The 13,548-nt window shown below is 60.2% G+C and carries 13 protein-coding genes; 3 read left to right on the plus strand and 10 right to left on the minus strand.

Features of this window, described 5'->3' with window-relative positions; translation table 11 throughout:
* Positions 1–55 precede the first annotated feature (55 nt).
* The 4 genes from tilS to AQ621_RS05735 all read right to left on the minus strand — a co-directional run bounded on the left by tilS (position 56) and on the right by AQ621_RS05735 (position 6,383).
* Positions 56–1,396 carry a tRNA lysidine(34) synthetase TilS gene (tilS, locus tag AQ621_RS05720; protein WP_058340647.1) on the minus strand — a complete coding sequence of 447 codons (1,341 nt, stop codon included), beginning with the start codon at positions 1,394–1,396 and terminating at the stop codon, positions 56–58.
* A complete protein-coding gene (gene accA, locus AQ621_RS05725) occupies positions 1,380–2,333 on the minus strand; it encodes an acetyl-CoA carboxylase carboxyl transferase subunit alpha (protein ID WP_022990062.1) in 954 nt (317 codons plus the stop codon). Before accA ends, tilS begins: the two co-directional genes overlap by 17 nt.
* A 103-nt stretch (positions 2,334–2,436) precedes the next feature.
* Positions 2,437–5,919, minus strand: coding sequence for a DNA polymerase III subunit alpha (gene dnaE / locus AQ621_RS05730; RefSeq protein WP_058340648.1), 3,483 nt, complete (start codon positions 5,917–5,919; stop codon positions 2,437–2,439).
* A 2-nt stretch (positions 5,920–5,921) separates the two neighbouring features.
* Positions 5,922–6,383 carry a TlpA family protein disulfide reductase gene (locus tag AQ621_RS05735; protein WP_058340649.1) on the minus strand — a complete coding sequence of 154 codons (462 nt, stop codon included), beginning with the start codon at positions 6,381–6,383 and terminating at the stop codon, positions 5,922–5,924.
* A 69-nt stretch (positions 6,384–6,452) separates the two neighbouring features.
* Here AQ621_RS05735 and arsC point away from each other — a divergent pair, with 69 nt between their 5' ends.
* From arsC to AQ621_RS05750, 3 genes are read left to right on the plus strand one after another with little or no spacing between them, the layout of a single operon-like run.
* Complete coding sequence (gene arsC, locus AQ621_RS05740; protein ID WP_036219981.1) at positions 6,453–6,806, plus strand: arsenate reductase (glutaredoxin); 354 nt, start codon at positions 6,453–6,455, stop codon at positions 6,804–6,806.
* A gap of 21 nt (positions 6,807–6,827) precedes the next feature.
* Positions 6,828–7,433, plus strand: coding sequence for an NAD(P)H:quinone oxidoreductase (gene wrbA, locus AQ621_RS05745; protein WP_022990058.1), 606 nt, complete (start codon positions 6,828–6,830; stop codon positions 7,431–7,433).
* A gap of 27 nt (positions 7,434–7,460) precedes the next feature.
* A complete protein-coding gene (locus tag AQ621_RS05750; RefSeq protein WP_022990057.1) occupies positions 7,461–7,823 on the plus strand; it encodes a DUF2069 domain-containing protein in 363 nt (120 codons plus the stop codon).
* Positions 7,824–7,848: 25 nt separating this feature from the next.
* On the opposite strand, the gene AQ621_RS05755 is transcribed toward AQ621_RS05750, so the two are convergent.
* The 6 genes from AQ621_RS05755 to AQ621_RS05780 are packed head-to-tail and all read right to left on the minus strand — an operon-like array spanning position 7,849 to position 13,520.
* On the minus strand, positions 7,849–8,913 hold the full coding sequence (locus AQ621_RS05755; protein ID WP_058340650.1) for a DUF3080 domain-containing protein: 1,065 nt from the start codon (positions 8,911–8,913) through the stop codon (positions 7,849–7,851).
* Between the two features lie 11 nt (positions 8,914–8,924).
* Positions 8,925–9,617, minus strand: coding sequence for an acireductone synthase (gene mtnC / locus AQ621_RS05760; RefSeq protein WP_022990055.1), 693 nt, complete (start codon positions 9,615–9,617; stop codon positions 8,925–8,927).
* Entirely contained in the window at positions 9,617–10,174 is a 558-nt protein-coding gene (locus AQ621_RS05765) for a 1,2-dihydroxy-3-keto-5-methylthiopentene dioxygenase (protein ID WP_022990054.1), read from the minus strand. The genes mtnC and AQ621_RS05765 overlap by 1 nt, the downstream gene beginning before the upstream one ends.
* Entirely contained in the window at positions 10,171–10,797 is a 627-nt protein-coding gene (locus tag AQ621_RS05770; protein WP_058340651.1) for a methylthioribulose 1-phosphate dehydratase, read from the minus strand. Before AQ621_RS05770 ends, AQ621_RS05765 begins: the two co-directional genes overlap by 4 nt.
* 34 nt (positions 10,798–10,831) lie before the next feature.
* Positions 10,832–13,030, minus strand: a complete 2,199-nt coding sequence (locus tag AQ621_RS05775; RefSeq protein WP_058340652.1) for a xanthine dehydrogenase family protein molybdopterin-binding subunit — start codon at positions 13,028–13,030, stop codon at positions 10,832–10,834.
* A 1-nt stretch (position 13,031) separates the two neighbouring features.
* On the minus strand, positions 13,032–13,520 hold the full coding sequence (locus AQ621_RS05780; protein WP_058340653.1) for a (2Fe-2S)-binding protein: 489 nt from the start codon (positions 13,518–13,520) through the stop codon (positions 13,032–13,034).
* Between the last annotated feature and the right edge of the window lie 28 nt (positions 13,521–13,548).

Below are 13,548 nucleotides of genomic sequence, written 5' to 3' on the forward strand. Positions count from 1 at the left end.
GGGAGATTGTTCATCTCAAGATGGGACGCCAGACTACCAGAAAGCCCCTCTGTACTCAATCACAATCCCTCTCCACAATCAGCCGCCAGCCGGTGGCAGGGGCGCCTCCCGAGTATTGTTCAGAACACCACAAATCGCCAATCCCGATCAGCTCTTCGCCCTCGCTGGTTTGCCGCCAGACCAGCGGTAATACTGAGCGCTCCCAGGGTGGAACGGACTGTTCCTGCAGCCAGGTTTTCAACGCACGGGAGGGCTTACCCGGGGCCAGCCGGACCCGCTCACCACCCTGCCTCGTAGATACCCTTATTGGCGGCGGCGTTGTTTGCTGTTCTGCCGGGGCAACCGATTTCAGCGACAGCAACCAGCCGGGCCAACGCACTGGCGACCCGGGGGTAAGCGCTACTGGCTCTGGCGCGGGAGGATTATCCGGCACCAGGTAAATATGCCCCCGGTAACGGCGCAGGCTGAATCCATCGCCCCGGAGCTCCGGCTCCCGATCCTCTCCGGCTTCAAGCAGTTCAGCCAGAACCTGGTCCCAGCCTGCCAAAGCCGGCGGCGGGAAACCCTCGCGCTGAATCCACCAACGCACCAGGTTGCGGCGCTCGGGGGCACGCAGGGCGGAGAACGGCTCAATCGCGAGGCGGCCGCTATCGGAACAGGTCTGCCACTGAAGTTCCGCCAGGCGTTGATTCAACTGGTCACTTTCGGCGCAGGATCGGGCACTGTGGGCAACCCGCTTCAACAAACCGGGCCAACGATCCTTCAGGCCCGGCAGAACACTGTGGCGCAGGTAATTGCGGTCGAACTGCCGGCTCTGGTTGCTGGGGTCTTCTACCCAGCGCACACCAAGTTTCGTCGCCACCTGCTCCAGCCTGTCGCGACTGACCCCGAGCCAGGGCCGGTACAGGGTGCCCTTGCCTAACGGCCGCGTTTTCGGCATTCCGGCCAGCCCGCTGACACCGGAGCCCCGCAACAGCCGGAAAAGGACCGTTTCTGCCTGGTCATCGGCGTGGTGGGCCATCAATAACATGTCGCCCGGGTTCAGGGTGTTGTGAAACACCTCATAACGGGCTGTACGGGCCGCATCTTCCAGGCCGCCAGCACCCCTGGCACCAACCGGGACATCCACCCGCGCAACGGACAATTCAACACCCAGCTGCTCGCAGACATCCCGGCAGAATTGCTCGGTCTGCTGATGATTGGGCTGGAGCTGATGATTGATGTGCAGGGCAGTAACAGAGGGGTAGCAGGCAGAGGCAGCCTGCAATAACAGCGTGGAATCCAGGCCGCCGCTGAAGGCCACCCAGAGACGGGAATATTCGGGAAGTTGACTGACCGGCCCGAGCAGGTCGCCGGGCCAGCCAGAAGCCCGGGCGGTGTTACCGCCCGCCTTCATACTTGGTTAAGCGCTCGTAACGGCGGCTTACCAGCTCGTCCAGGGGTAAACGGCTCAGCTCGTCAATGCCCTGACCCAAGGTCGTTTTCAGGGTCTCGGCCATTTTTTCCGGATTGCGGTGGGCACCACCGAGGGGCTCGGCAATCACGTTGTCCGCAACACCCAGCTCTTTCAGGCGCTGGGCAGTTACACCCATAGCTTCCGCAGCCTGGGAGGCATACTCCGCACTCTTCCACAAAATCGACGCGCAACCCTCAGGGGAGATAACCGCGTAGGTTGAGTACTGAAGCATGTTCAGCTGGTCGCACACGCCAATGGCCAGTGCACCACCGGAGCCACCCTCACCGATTACGGTGGAGATAACGGGGGTTTTCAGGCGCGACATCACCGCCAGGTTAAAGGCGATGGCCTCACTCTGGCCACGCTCTTCGGCGCCGATACCGGGATAGGCGCCCGGGGTATCGATAAAGGTCAGTATCGGCATCTTGAAGCGCTCGGCCATTTCCATCAGGCGCAGGGCCTTGCGATAGCCTTCCGGGCGCGGCATGCCGAAGTTGCGCTTGACCTTGTCACGCACTTCGCGGCCTTTCTGGTGACCAATCACCATCACGGGCTTGTTGTCCAGGCGAGCGGTGCCGCCAATGATGGACAAGTCATCCGCATAGCGACGGTCGCCGTGCAGTTCGTCAAAATCCTCAAAAATCAGGTCGATATAGTCCTGGGTGTAGGGGCGGCGCGGATGGCGGGCCAGGCGGGCTACGTCCCAGGGCTTGAGGTCTGAAAAGATGGTTTCCGTCAGGCTGACGCTTTTCTTCTTCAGACGACTGATTTCATCAGTGATATTGATGTCGGTGTCGTTACCCACCATGCGAAGCTCTTCAATCTTGGCTTCCAGGTCGGCGATCGGCTGTTCGAAATCCAGGTAATTAGGGTTCATGATGTTCCATCATTTGCTTGCCAGGTGGGCGGTCAACCCACCATAACCAGAATTTGGGACAAAGATAGCAGCGCAAAACGCTCAACTAAAGCGGACATTGGTCTTAATCATAGACCAACTCCACCGACTTCTCTCCCACCAGGTGTTTCAACTCGAACAACAGTTTGTCATCGGGCTGCACCCGCCAGGATGGCCCAAGCTCAATCCGGGTGCTGGCCTCGGCACTGCTGTATTCGATCCACACCGGGCTGCCTTCGTTACGGAAAGGCCGCAGCGTGTCGTCGAGTTTGTCCAGCAGGCCGTTCTGCAGCTGGTCAGCATGCAGGGCCAGCCGGATACCCCGGCTGAACTGCTGCCGGGCGGTGGCTACGTCCATCACCGAGCTGACCCGCATTTTCATCTGGCCGGAATAATCGTCGTGGCTGACCTGCCCTTCCACCACAATCACCTGGTCCGACTGCAGCAGCTCGCGGTTTTCGAAAAATGCTTCCGAGAACAGCGTGGCCTCAATACGGGCGCTGCGGTCATCCAGGGTGATAAAGCACATGGTGGAGCCGGTACGGGTTTTCATGGTGCGCTGGGCCACCACCAGCCCGGCCACCCGCTGGGGCGACTTGTTGGGCTTGAGGTCAGCAATGGAGTTACGGACAAAGCGCCGCACTTCCCGTTCGTATTCATCAAACGGATGGCCGGTGAGGTAAATGCCCAGGGTGTCCTTCTCACCCTTGAGCCGCTCTTTCTCCGGCCACTCACGAACGTGGGCCACATCGGCATAGGGGTCTTCGCCCTCTCCGCCGCTCTCCAGCATTTCACCGAACATATCCATCATGCCGGCGGCATCGTTGCGGGATTGCTGGTCCGCCTGCTGTATGGCTTTCTCGATGCTCGCCATCAGCTGGGCACGGCTCGGGCCCAGCTTGTCCATGGCGCCGGAGCGAATCAGGGCTTCCATCGCCCGCTTGTTCACTTTCTTCAGGTCGATGCGGCGGCAGAAATCGAAAATATCCTGGAACGGGCCGTCTTTGGCCGCCTCCACAATACTATCGATGGGGCCTTCACCCAGCCCCTTGATAGCGCCCAGGCCGTAAACAATCTGGCCATCGTCATTCACCGTAAAGGTGTAGGCAGAACGGCTGACATCCGGTACCAGCAGGTCCAGCTTCATGTTACGGCACTCTTCCACCAGCGTTACCACCTTGTCGGTGTTCTGCATATCGGCGGTGAGTACCGCAGCCATGAATTCGGCCGGGTAGTGGGTTTTCAACCACAGGGTCTGGTAGGACACCAGCGCGTACGCTGCGGAGTGAGATTTGTTGAAGCCGTAGCCGGCGAACTTTTCTACCAGGTCGAAGATATTCTCGGCCAGGGTCTTGTCGATGCCGTTGTTCTCACAACCGTCCAGGAAGATGGCCTTCTGTTTCTCCATCTCCTCCGGCTTTTTCTTACCCATGGCCCGGCGCAGCATGTCGGCACCGCCCAGCGTATAGCCGGCCATCACCTGGGCAATCTGCATGACCTGCTCCTGGTACAGGATGACCCCGTAAGTGGGCTCCAATACCGGTTTCAGGCCTTGATACTGATAATCCGGGTGCGGGTAAGACATCGGCTGGCGACCGTGCTTACGGTCGATAAAGTCGTCTACCATGCCGGACTGCAGCGGCCCCGGGCGGAACAGGGCCACCAGGGCGATCATGTCTTCCAGGGAGTCCGGCTGCAGGCGTCGGATCAGGTCTTTCATGCCGCGGGATTCCAGCTGGAACACCGCGGTGGTCTCGGCCTTTTTCAACAGGTCGAACGAGGGCTTGTCATCCAGCGGAATGGTGCTGATGTCCAGGTCACCAAGCCCGCGCTCTTGCCGGCGCGGGTTGATCATGCCCAAGGCCCACTTGATGATGGTCAGGGTCCGCAGACCCAGGAAGTCGAACTTCACCAGCCCGGCGTCTTCCACATCCCCTTTATCGAACTGGGTGACCAGGCTTCCACCCTCATCGTCGCAATACAGCGGCGAGAAATCCGTAATCTTGGTGGGCGCGATCACCACACCCCCTGCGTGTTTACCGGCGTTCCGGCACACGCCTTCAAGCTTCAGGGCCATTTCCCAGATTTCCTGGGCTTCTTCATCCTGCTCCAGGAATTCCTTGAGCTGGGGCTCCTGTTCGATGGCCTTGTTGAGGGTCATGCCCACTTCAAAGGGAATCAGCTTGGAGAGCTTGTCTGCCAGGCCGTAGGATTTGCCCTGCACCCGGGCAACGTCCCGCACCACCGCCTTGGCGGCCATGGTACCGAACGTAATGATCTGGGAAACCGCTTCCCGGCCATACTTCTGGGCGGTGTATTCGATGACCCGGTCCCGGCCTTCCATGCAGAAGTCGACGTCGAAGTCGGGCATGGATACCCGTTCCGGGTTCAGGAACCGCTCGAACAGCAGGTCGTATTCCAGCGGGTCCAGGTCGGTGATCAGCAGCGCATAGGCGACCAGGGAGCCGGCACCGGAACCCCGGCCCGGGCCCACCGGCACGCCGTTATTCTTGGCCCACTTGATGAAGTCCATAACGATCAGGAAGTAACCCGGGAACCCCATCTGGATGATGATATCCAGCTCGAACTTCAGGCGTTTGTAATAGTCTTCGCGCTTCTGGTCGTATTCCGGGTCGTCCTTGCTCAGGGTCTTGGCAAGGCGCGCTTCCAGCCCTTCTTCGGACACATGGCGGAAGTAATCGTCCATGGTCATGCCATCCGGGATCGGGTAGTTGGGCAGGAAGTACTCGCCCATGCGCACTTTCACCGAACAGCGTTTTGCGATTTCCACGGTGTTCTCGACGGCCTCGGGAATGTCCGAGAACAGCTCGATCATTTCCTCGGCGCTACGCAGGTATTGCTGGTCGCTGAAGCGACGATCCCGCCTGGGGTCATCCAGGGTCCGGCTTTCACCAATACAGACCCGGGCTTCGTGGGCTTCGAAATCGTCCGCCTGCAGGAAGTGCACGTCGTTGGTAGCTACCACCGGCAGGCCCAGTTCAGCTGCCAGTTCCACGCTCATATGCAGGCAGTCTTCATCACCGCCCCGGCCGGTACGCTGCAGCTCCAGGTAGTAGCTGCCCGGGTACAGGTTCATCCAGTATTCGGCACGCTCCCGGGCCAGTTCCGGCTTGCCCGCCAGCAAAGCCTTACCCACATCCCCCATCTTGGCACCGGACAAGGCAATCAGCCCCGCGGGCCGGGCTTCGAGCCATTCCTTGCGGATAATCGGCTTGCCGTAGCGCTGGCCTTCGGTATAGCCGAGGGAGATGATTTCTGTGAGGTTGAGGTAACCGTCGTTGTTGCGGGCCAGCAGGGTCAGGCGGAACGGGTTTTCCGGCTCATCCGGGTTTTCCAGCCACAGGTCCGCACCGATGATCGGCTTCACGCCGGCGCCCATGGCAGCCTTGTAGAAGCGCACCAGGGAACACATATTGGATTGCTCGGTCAGGCCGACGGCGGGCATACCCAGCTCCGCCACGCGGCCGATCAGCGGCTTGACCCGTACCAGGCCATCCACCATGGAATATTCGGAATGTACGCGCAGGTGAACGAAAGTGTTTGCCATGGTCAGTTGCCAATCAATGTGCGGATATCTTCTTCGGTTTGTGGCCCGAACCGGGTTTCAACCAGGTTGCCGGAGGGGTCCACAATAAACGTGGCGGGCAAGCCCACGGGCATTTTCCAGCCGAATTCCGGGCCCGGGTCCTGGCCCAGCATAAGGAACTCGATGCCCATTTCCTCTCCCAACTGCTCCAGGGCCCTGCCGGTAACGCCATCAAAATTCACACCCAGTACCGAGATGTCCGGCGCCTTGTCCAGCTCGTTCAGTTCGGGAATTTCTTCCAGGCAAGGCTTGCACCATTCTGCCCAGTAGTTCACCAATACCCAGCGGCCACGGAAGTCATCCCAGTTCACGGCCGTACCATCAGCACGCTGCAGCTCGGTATTTTCACAACCGGTGATGGTCGCTGCCGCTAAAACCAGCGTAATTAAAGCCAGGAAACGCCTGAACGGCCGAGGGTACTGCAAGGGATATCCTCCTGTTAGACTACCGCCCTTCGAAAGGACAGCAACCATTACTGTAAACCGGGCATGACCATGACAGAACCAACCCGCATTTTCCATAACCCACGGTGTTCCAAATCACGGCAGACCCTTGAGCTGATTCAGCAGAAGGGCATCGAACCGGAGATTATACGCTACCTGGAGACGCCTCCGACAGAGCAGGAACTGTTACATATCCTTGACCTGCTGGGCTGCGAGCCCCGCCAGCTGATGCGCACTAAAGAAAGCGAATACAAGGAACAGGGCCTGGATAACCCGGAACTGAGCCGGGAACAGCTGGTAAAAGCCATGGTGGCCACCCCCAAACTGATCGAGCGGCCGATTGTACTGGCCAACGGCAAGGCGGCCATCGGCCGGCCACCGGAAAGCGTTCTCGAGATTCTCTGAAGCATTGCCCAGGAGCCAGGCATGAGCGATACCAGCCCGTACATTCTTGTTCTTTATTACAGCCGGAACGGCCAGACCGCCGACATGGCCACCCAGATTGGCCGGGGCGTGGCCCGGGTGAGCGGAATGGAAGCGAAGATCCGCACCGTTCCACCGGTGTCGCCAGACACCACCGCCAGCCTGCCCCCGGTTCCGGATACCGGCGCCCCCTATGCAACCCGGGAAGAACTGGCCAACTGTGCCGGCCTGGCACTGGGTAGCCCTACCCGCTTCGGAAATATGGCGGCACCGCTCAAGCACTTCCTGGACGGCACCGGAGACCTGTGGCTGAACGGCAAGCTCGCCGGCAAGCCTGGCGGTGCGTTCACCTCCACCGGCAGCCTGCATGGCGGCCAGGAAACCACCCTGCTGACCATGATGCTGCCCCTGCTGCACCACGGCATGGTGCTGTGCGGCCTGCCCTACTCGGAGAGCGCCCTGAATGAAACCAGCACTGGCGGCACCCCCTACGGGCCTTCACACTGGGCCGGCACCGGCGCCCAGCAAGGTTTGAGCGAACACGAGAAAGCCCTGTGCCAGGCCTTTGGCGAACGGCTAGCCCGGCTGGCCGTGAAACTGGCTGACTGATTCGAAATCCACCACCCGGAACCTTCTATGCTCCACAACGACAAAGCAAAAACCACGGCACGCCTGACCATCGCCCTGTATATCTCGGTGCTGGCCGGATTGCTGCTGACTACCTTCTACCCGGCACCCGTGGAAGGCGTCTCGATTTCCCTGATGCTGACGGTCAAGCTCCTGCCGCTGCTGGCGTTTGCCGTGCCGGTTTTCCGCGGTCATAACCGGGGCTATATCTGGATGGCCTTTGTACTGATCTTCTACTTTACCCAGGCGGTGGTTTCGGCCTGGCTGAGCGAAGGTGCTGCAGGGCCAGTGATCATGACCATTCTCACCTTCCTGCTGTTCACCGTGGCCATGGTGCACCTGAAAGTGAACCGGCCTGTGGCGGCTGGCTAACGCCGGCTATAGCCAGTGCGGGCTGTCAGGCACCCGGCCTCAGCCCGCATTGTTCCAGCAGTTGCTGCCAGTGGCGTGTGTGGCGCATCATTGCGCCATCAAGCTGATGCCAGAGGCTGCCTTCCTCACCAGCCTGCAGGTGCCGGCGAGCCCAGCCGCCAAAGGCTTCCGGTATTTGCGCTTCCTGCTTCGCCGCCAGCTCTGCGAAGCCCGCAATCAAGGTATCGGCCGCCCGGCTGACATCACTCATGTAGGGCTGAACCTCACCGATATACACACTGAAGAAAAAACTGTGAACGATGTCGGACTGGTTGTTCGGTTTCCCGTTAAGGCATAGCGGCCGTTCTGCCAGCCTGGCCTGAAGCACTTCGGTGCCGGTATCCAGAGTGGCAATCAGCAAGCGGGCACTGTTAACCAGTTGCCCGGCCCGGTATTCGGCCTGCCAGCGCTGATGGATGGCGCCCAGGTTATCCAGGGAAACGTCAAGCTGCTGCCGCAACAAGGCCGTCACTGTCTCGCTCAATTGTTCCAGGTCCCGCAGCAGATCGGAAACCGGAAGCTGGCCTTCACCCACCGGGTAAAAACCTTTACTCAGGGTAAACAGGTTCTCGATTTCTTCGGTGCCCCAGGTGGCGTTCCAGACAGCCCGGGGCAACGAATCCCGCTTGCTCGCGATCGCTTCAGCCAGGGTTTCCCCAAGCTCTTCATCCTCTACCTCCGGCAGGCAGTCTTCCGCGGCACGGATAAAGCGCACTTCGTATCGCAGGCGGTTTACCGGCTGCATTACCTTGCCCATGACCGAGTTCTTCTCACCCACCACATACTGCAGCTCACAACCATACAGCGACAGGAATTCGAGCATGCCGATATCCAGTTCCGGCATGTCCAGAACGCGGTCGCGGCGGCGGGGTAATTGCGATGCCGGCGGCAACTCTTCAGGCAGGGAAACAACGGGGGCTTCAAGTACCCGGGCAAGGCGCTCCAGGTACTCGGTCATCATCGGCCTGGCTTCGGAGAACGGGTTACATCCAGCCAGAAACAGGGCACAGATACCCGGAACCAGCCATTGCAGCCTTAACAGTCCGGGCATAAATCGACCTCCTAGCGTTTACGCAGCAGCGCGTCTACCTCCGCAAAGTCCCGGGCCACGAAGCGACCGGTGTCCGGCAATTCACCCTCACGTACCAGCCAGGCGGTTTTCATGCCCGCCTGCTCGGCCGCTTCAAGCTCGGCTTCAACGTCCGAGAGAAACAGCACAGAACCCGGCTCGACACCCAGCTCGTCTAGGATGTTACGGTACGACTGCGCTTCTTTCTTGCCACCTACGCCGGTATCAAAATACCCGGAGAAAAACGGTGTAAAGTCGCCTTCACTGCTGTGACCAAAAATCAGCTTCTGGGCCTTCACCGAGCCAGAGGAATATACGAACAGTCTCAGACCCCGATCATGCCAGCGCTGCAGGTAGTCCGCCGCATCCGGGTAGATGTCGCCCTTCAGCTCGCCACTGTGATAGCCCTGTTCCCAGACCATGCCCTGCAAGGCCTTGAGGGAACCTTCCTTGCGGTCCTCGCTGATCCAGCCTTGGAGCACTTCGATGAGGGCTTCCACGTCCTTACTGTCGACACCGCTTTTCTGCGCCACAATCGCCAGCTGCTCTGCAACCGCCGGCGTGGTGTGGTGATGGGCCCGCACAAACGCCGGCAGGTGTTCACTGGCGTAGGGGAACAGCACCTCGTGTACAAAGGAGATAGAGCTGGTGGTGCCTTCGATGTCGGTCAGAATTACCCGGATCATCAGGCCACCCCCGCCAGCGCTTCATACCTGGGCAGGGTGGAGGCAATCTCCTCACCGGTGAAGCTGGCCACCCAGCCTTCCGGATTAGAGAACAGGCGAATACAGGTAAATTCCGGCTCCGGGCCCATATCAAACCAGTGGCGGGTGCCATCCGGAACGCTGATCAGGTCATTCTTTTCGCACATCAGGGCATACACCTGATCACCAAAATGCAGGTAGAACAGCCCCTGCCCGCGCACAAAGAAACGCACTTCGTCTTCGCTGTGGGTGTGTTCGTCGAGGAACTTCTGGCGGAAGGCGTCTTTATCCGGGTGGTCCGCGGTCAGGCTGACCACATCGGCGGTCTGGAAACCGCATTCCTGCTTCAGGCTGGCGACCTCATCCGCGTAGGCTTCCAGAATCTGTTCCTGGGTGGCCGAAGCCGGCAGCTCCCGGGTTGGCCATTGCTCAAAGCGCACACCCTGGCTGGCCAGCGTATCGCGAATCACCTGCGGGTCGGTGGTTACGGTGTGTGCCGCTTGCGGCTGGTTCTGCTGGAAAATGCTCAGGGTGGTCATGGGCGGACTCTCATGGTTTCAAGTTCACATTCAAACAGGAATTCAAAGGCTTCCACATGGCGCAGGCAATCGGCCATGGTGGCGCCCCAGGTATACAGGCCATGGCCCCGAATCAGGTAACCCGGTTGTTCCGGATGAGCCCGGAACCATTCGCCGGTCTGTTCCGCCAGGGCCGGAATATCCTGGGTGTTATCGAATACCGGTATCGATAGCCGCCCCTCATGGCTGGTTACCCCGGCAAAGGCTTTTTGCAGTTCATAGCCTTCCAGTTCCAGGGATTTGCCCGGCGGGATCAGGCGGCTGAGCACGGTGGCTTTCACGGAATGGGTATGCAGCACTGCACCCGCATCCGGAAACACCTGGTACAACACGGTGTGCAACAGGGTTTCTGCCGAGGACTTGCAGTTACTCTGGACCGGGTTGCCGTTCAGGTCTACCACCATGACATCACCGGCAGCGAGCTGGCCTTTATGGCGACCGGACACGGTAATAGCAACGTGGTCGCTGTCGATGCGGGCAGAATAGTTGCTGCTGGTGGCCGGCGACCAGCCCCGGTCATACAGGAAGCGCCCGGCATCCACAATGGACTGGGCGGCAATAGCGTATCGGGTCACATCAAACACTGGGATTCTCCGTCTATTACACCAAACCGCTTGATCATGCGGTCAGCGGTAACCGGCGCTGGCGCTTACCGGTCAGTGCAAACAGCGCATTGCCCAGAGCAGGAATCACCGGCGGCACACCCGGCTCGCCCACGCCGGTGGGGGCTTCATCGCTGTCGACAATATCCACCACAACCTCAGGCACCTGGTGCATCTGCAACAGCCGATAATCGTGGAAGTTGCTCTGCTGGACTTCACCCTTGTCAAAGGTGATTTCGCCAAACAACGCCGCCGTCAGGCCAAACAGGATACCGCCGGAAATCTGGTCCTCGACGATGCGCGGGTTCACCACCTGGCCACAATCCACACTGGCGGTTACCTTGTAAACACGGATTTCGCCGTTTTCGATACCGGCTTCCACCACCTGGGCTACGTAGGTGCCAAAACTCTGGAACAGCGCTATGCCCCGTGCCCTGCCTTCCGGGAGCGGCTCGCCCCACTGCGCCCGATCCGCCGCCCGTTCCAGAACCCTGGCGTGGCGCGGCTCTTTGGCCAGCAGTTTTCGGCGGAATTCCAGGGGATCCTGCCCAGCCTCGTGGGCCAGTTCGTCCATAAAGGTTTCAACGGCAAACCCATTGTGGGAGTAGCCTACTGATCGCCACCAGGTAATGGGCACGCCGGGGTCGGTATGGGTGTGTCGTACGCTGACATTCGGTACCTGATAGGGATAGCCGATAGCACCTTCTATGGCAGATACATCTTTTGGTGTGGCCAGGCCCTCGACCATCAAACCTACTTTACCGAGGGTGTTATAGAGAAATTTTGGTGCCCAGGGGTACTGGGCCGGCGCAGCGTTGCGCACGTACCAGTCGAGAATCTGCGGGCCGACAATCTGGTGATCCCAGCCAGTGAGGTCAGAGCCGTCCAGGCTGGCAGTCATACGGTGCAGCATGGCCGGGCGCCAGAAACCGTGGCGCATGTCTTCTTCCCGGGACCAGATCAGTTTGACCGGCACCTTCAGCTTATAGGCAACCGCAGCGGCTTCCTCGATGTAATCCTGGGTCAGCCGGCGACCGAATCCGCCACCCAGGAAGGTGGTGTGTACGGTCACGTCATCCGGTGAAAGGTCCGAATTCCGGCAGGCCGCAATGCGCCCGAGATCCGGTGCCTGCGTTGGTGCCCAGATCTCCATGCCGCCATCGTGGTACCAGGCGGTGGCATTCATGGGTTCCATCGGCGCATGGGCCAGGTATGGCTGTTCGTACTCGGCTTCCACCACGCGCCCGGCTTTGCGGATGGCGTCTTCCACATCGCCTTCAGAGCGTTCCTGCTCGCCAGGGTCTTCGCTGGCGGCTTTACGATAGCCCTCGAACACCTCATCAACCGTGGTATCCAGGGCCTCGGAGAAATCCCACTCCACGCGCACAGCCTGCTGTGCTTTACGGGCTTTCCAGTAACTGTTTGCCACCACGGCGACACCGCGTTCGGTGATAAACGCCGCCTGCACGCCAGCCATAGCCAGAATCTCGTCGCGGTTAAACCCGGTAGCGCGGCCTCCGTAGCGAGGGCTGCGGGTCATCACCGCGTAGACCATGCCAGGCAGCTCGACATCAATGCCGTAAACCGCAGTGCCCGTGGCCTTGGCCCGGGCGTCCAGTTTGCCGGCCTGCTTGCCGATGTATTTCCACTTCGAACGGGGTTTGAGGGGCACAACGCCCCGAATCACTTCTTTATCCGCCAGCGCAACCAACTGGCCATAACGCAGGGAATCCACCCCGTTGGGATGAAGCACCCGGCCGTTGTCGGTACGGCAGTTATCGGCATCCACGCCCCAAACCCGGGCGGCGGCCATAACCAGCATCAACCTGACAGCCGCTCCCGCCTCCCGCAGGGGCTGCCAGCTGCTCGCCACACTGGTACTGCCGCCGGTCAATTGCAGGCCGATAAACGGGTTACGGTATTCCGGCGCTACCGGCGCGAACTTCACCTGAATCCGGGCCGGATCCACATCCAGCTCTTCCGCAATCAGGGTCGTCAGGCCGGTATAGGTGCCCTGACCCATTTCAACCCGGGCCAGGGTGAAGGTAATTTCGTCCTGCTTGTTGAGCTCCAGCCAGACATCCGGCGTCCATTCACCGGTTTCCGGCTCAAAGCCGGTTTGTACCGAGGCACAGCCCGGGAGCGACAGGGCCAGCACCAGACTGCCGGAGGCACCAGTGCTGACTTTCATAAAATCACGGCGGTTCATGGTCATATCAGGCGCCCTCCTGCCCAGGCTGATAATGGCCAACACCGCCGGCCACCGATTCCACCGCGGCCACAATGCGGGCGTAGGTACCGCAGCGGCACAGGTTGCCGGTCATGGCGGCCACGATGTCATCCCGGGAGGGCGAAGGGTTATTTGCCAGCAGGTGGGCAGCGGTCATAATCTGGCCAGACTGGCAATAGCCGCACTGGGGAACGCCCTCGCTGATCCAGGCCTGCTGCAGGGGATGCAGGTTGCCGCCCTCAGACAGCCCTTCGATGGTGGTAATCTCGGCACCATCCACCAGCTCAATGGCGGTGGAGCAGGAACGGGCCGGCTGGCCATTCACGTGCACAGTGCAGGCGCCACACAGGCCGGCACCACAACCAAACTTGGTGCCTTTCAGTCCCAGTTCATCCCGGATGACCCACAAAAGGGGCGTATCCGAATCTACATCCACCGTGTGCCGGTTTCCATTCACTGTCAGGCTGAACGCCATGAGCCGTTCCTCTAGTTTTTGTGTCGTG

Source organism: Marinobacter sp. P4B1, from assembly GCF_001447135.1.
Lineage (GTDB): Bacteria > Pseudomonadota > Gammaproteobacteria > Pseudomonadales > Oleiphilaceae > Marinobacter > Marinobacter vinifirmus.

Excerpts from the sequence above, each read along its gene's own strand:
- tilS (WP_058340647.1), bottom strand. The coding sequence starts at position 1,396 with ATGAAGGCGGGCGGTAACACCGCCCGGGCTTCTGGCTGGCCCGGCGAC.
- accA (WP_022990062.1), bottom strand. The coding sequence starts at position 2,333 with ATGAACCCTAATTACCTGGATTTCGAACAGCCGATCGCCGACCTGGAA.
- dnaE (WP_058340648.1), bottom strand. The coding sequence starts at position 5,919 with ATGGCAAACACTTTCGTTCACCTGCGCGTACATTCCGAATATTCCATG.
- arsC (WP_036219981.1), top strand. The coding sequence starts at position 6,453 with ATGACAGAACCAACCCGCATTTTCCATAACCCACGGTGTTCCAAATCA.
- wrbA (WP_022990058.1), top strand. The coding sequence starts at position 6,828 with ATGAGCGATACCAGCCCGTACATTCTTGTTCTTTATTACAGCCGGAAC.
- AQ621_RS05750 (WP_022990057.1), top strand. The coding sequence starts at position 7,461 with ATGCTCCACAACGACAAAGCAAAAACCACGGCACGCCTGACCATCGCC.
- AQ621_RS05755 (WP_058340650.1), bottom strand. The coding sequence starts at position 8,913 with ATGCCCGGACTGTTAAGGCTGCAATGGCTGGTTCCGGGTATCTGTGCC.
- mtnC (WP_022990055.1), bottom strand. The coding sequence starts at position 9,617 with ATGATCCGGGTAATTCTGACCGACATCGAAGGCACCACCAGCTCTATC.
- AQ621_RS05765 (WP_022990054.1), bottom strand. The coding sequence starts at position 10,174 with ATGACCACCCTGAGCATTTTCCAGCAGAACCAGCCGCAAGCGGCACAC.
- AQ621_RS05775 (WP_058340652.1), bottom strand. The coding sequence starts at position 13,030 with ATGACCATGAACCGCCGTGATTTTATGAAAGTCAGCACTGGTGCCTCC.
- AQ621_RS05780 (WP_058340653.1), bottom strand. The coding sequence starts at position 13,520 with ATGGCGTTCAGCCTGACAGTGAATGGAAACCGGCACACGGTGGATGTA.